We start from the raw sequence: 2703 nt of genomic DNA, 5'->3' as shown, positions 1-2703 counted from the left end.
TCGTCCTCGGCCTGCACGGTCTTGACGTTGAAGTTGCGGTGTTTGGAAAGGGTTTCGAGAATCGGGGTGGCCGGCGTGATGGGATAGCTGCCCAGCACCAGGTCGCGCCAGCTGTTTTCCGCCGCGGCGATCAGCCCCAGCGCCGTGGCCTCGTTGCCGGTAATCTTGCGGTAGATCCCGTCCGCAAGCATGCGCCGGTGCACGGTGTAGTGCGGGATGTCGAGGTCCTTGTTTTCGCCGACGATGTAGCCCGTCTTCAGGGCCAGGCTGTTGGCCTCGGCCATCAGCGGGAGCCGGGCGCGCCACTTGGTCTCGATCCATTCCAGCGTCGATTCAAGCGGTCGCGAATAGACCCAATAGGCCATGCCCAGCGCAAAGAAATTTTTGCAGCGCGCCCGCAGGGCCGGCTTGAGCGGCAACTCCTTGAGCGCTTCGTTGGTCAGCCCATTGATGTCCACCTTGATGACGCGGAACTCCTCGGCGAGGGCCGGGTCGTCGAGCGGATTGGTTTCGTACAGCGCCTTCTTCAAATTCGCGGGCGTGAACGAGCCGGTGTTGATGATCAGCAGGCCCTTGGGCTCCAGCTCGCTCAGGTTGACCTTCAGCGCGGCGGGATTCATCACCACCAGCGCATCGGCTTTGTCGCCGGGCGTCATCACATTGGCCGCCCCGAAATGGACCTGGAACCCCGACACCCCCGGCAACGATCCGGCCGGCGCACGGATCTCGGAGGGGAAATCCGGAAAGGTCACAATGGCGTCGCCCAGCAGCGCGCTGGCATCGGAAAACAGTTCGCCGACGGTCTGCATCCCATCGCCCGAGTCGCCCGCGAAGCGAACCACGACCGAGTCTTTTTCCATCAGAGCATGAGTTGGTTCCGCCATGGTTTATTCCCCCGAGGTCCTGGTTGGAATGAGGCTGCTGTCCGGCGGGAGGTTCATGACTTCCAGCGGCAGATGCTCGCTGATGAACGTCATCAGCCCGCGGATCGAAAGAATGCCCGCCACCGTTCCATCGCTCAGAATCGGCATATGGCGAAAGGGATTGGAATGGAAGATTTCCAGCGCGTCCTGGACCGTCAATTCCGGCGAGCCGGTGAAGGGATTTCTCGTCATGATGACATCGACCGCGGTATCGCCGGGCAGGGTGGAACCGACGAATTCGTGCATCAGATCGCCGTTGCTCAGGATGCCGATCAGCCGATGTTCGGCATCTTCCACCAGCACGCAGCCGATCTGGTTGTATTTCATCTCCTTGACCGCATCGATGATCGAGGTGCCGGACGGCACGACGGCCACGCGTTGCAGCTCCACTTTCCCGATCGGCTCCGACCAGAAGGTTTCCTTCTTTCTCGCTGCTGCTGCTACCATGGGACTCCTTGTCTACGTGATGCGGGACGATTGAGGCGTGATGCGGGCCGATGGAACCGGGAAACCCGGCGCTCCTTCACGCCTCACTTTTCACTCGTCAGACTGGCCTTAATGAACTCCCGGTTCAATCGGGCGATGTTTTTGATATCGATTCCTTTGGGACAGGCGACGGCGCATTCGTATTCGTTGGAGCAGTTGCCGAAGCCGAGCTCGTCCATTTTCGCGACCATGTTTTTAACGCGCTGGGTGCGCTCGGGATGGCCCTGCGGCAACAGGGCATATTGCGAAACCTTCGCGGAGGTGAAGAGCATGGCCGCGCCGTTCGGGCAGGCCGCCACGCAGGCGCCGCATCCGATACATTCCGCCGCGTCCATCGCCGCCTCGGCCAGCTTCTTTTCGATCGGCGTCGTCGATGCCTCGGGCGCATTGCCGGTTTTGACGGAAACGTAGCCGCCCTCGGCAAGGATCGCGTCGAGGCCGGAGCGGTCGACGATCAAATCCTTGATCACCGGAAAGGCTTTGGCACGGAATGGCTCGATCACGATTTGCTGCCCGTCTTCAAAGTGGCGCATATGGAGTTGGCAAAGCGTGGTGCGCTCGTGCGAACCGTGCGTTTTGCCGTTCACCGTCGAGCCGCAGCATCCGCAGATCCCTTCGCGGCAGTCGTGTTCGAACGCGATCGGCTCAACGCCCTTGAGCGTCAACTCTTCGTTGACGACGTCGAGCATTTCGAGGAACGAGGCATCGGTGTCGATGTTCTTCGCCTCGTAGGTTTCGAAACGCCCCGCCTCGCCGCGGTTCTGCCGCCACACCTTCAATGTCAGATTTATCTGATTTGCCATATTCAGCCTCCTGAAACGGATTTAACCACCCGCTTCGCTCAAGGCACGAAGAACACGAAGCCTTCGTGTCTTTGTGGTTCAAATTTACTTGTACGACCTCTGTGTAAGGTGGACTTCCTCGAATTCGAGCGGTTCCTTGTGCAGTTCGGGCTCGTTTTCCAGGCCCTTGAATTCCCATGCGGCGACGTAGCAAAACTCCTCGTCGTTGCGCAGGGCCTCGCCTTCTTCCGTCTGGCTCTCCTCGCGGAAGTGGCCGCCGCAGGATTCGGCGCGCTCGAGCGCATCCTTCACCATCAGCTCGGCAAACTCCATGAAGTCGGCGACGCGGTTGGCCTTTTCGAGCGCCTGGTTCAGGTCGTCGGCCGAGCCGGGCACGTTGACGTCTTTCCAGAAGGCCGCGCGGATCTGCGGAATTTTTTCGAGCGCCGCTTTGAGCCCCTTTTCGTTGCGGGCCATGCCGCAGTTTTCCCACAGCAGGTGGCCGAGCTCCT

General features: G+C 60.5%; 3 protein-coding genes and 1 pseudogene. All 4 read right to left on the bottom strand.

Features of this window, described 5'->3' with window-relative positions:
- Window positions 1-884 (bottom strand): 2-oxoacid:acceptor oxidoreductase family protein (locus tag ABYO54_RS15900; protein ID WP_372809213.1); only part of this gene is annotated, 884 nt, incomplete at its 3' end.
- Between the two features lie 3 nt (window positions 885-887).
- Window positions 888-1370 (bottom strand): cyclic nucleotide-binding/CBS domain-containing protein, encoded by a 483-nt coding sequence (locus ABYO54_RS15895; protein ID WP_372809212.1) that lies wholly within the window; start codon window positions 1368-1370, stop codon window positions 888-890.
- 83 nt (window positions 1371-1453) lie between these two features.
- Entirely contained in the window at window positions 1454-2212 is a 759-nt protein-coding gene (locus tag ABYO54_RS15890) for a succinate dehydrogenase/fumarate reductase iron-sulfur subunit (protein ID WP_372809211.1), read from the bottom strand.
- Window positions 2213-2296: 84 nt separating this feature from the next.
- Window positions 2297-2703, bottom strand: a pseudogene (locus tag ABYO54_RS15885) (fumarate reductase/succinate dehydrogenase flavoprotein subunit); the annotation flags it as partial.

The organism is Pontiella sp. (assembly GCF_041622395.1).
In the GTDB taxonomy this organism is placed as follows: Bacteria; Verrucomicrobiota; Kiritimatiellia; order Kiritimatiellales; family Pontiellaceae; genus Pontiella.
This window is presented reverse-complemented; position numbering and strand designations above follow the sequence as displayed.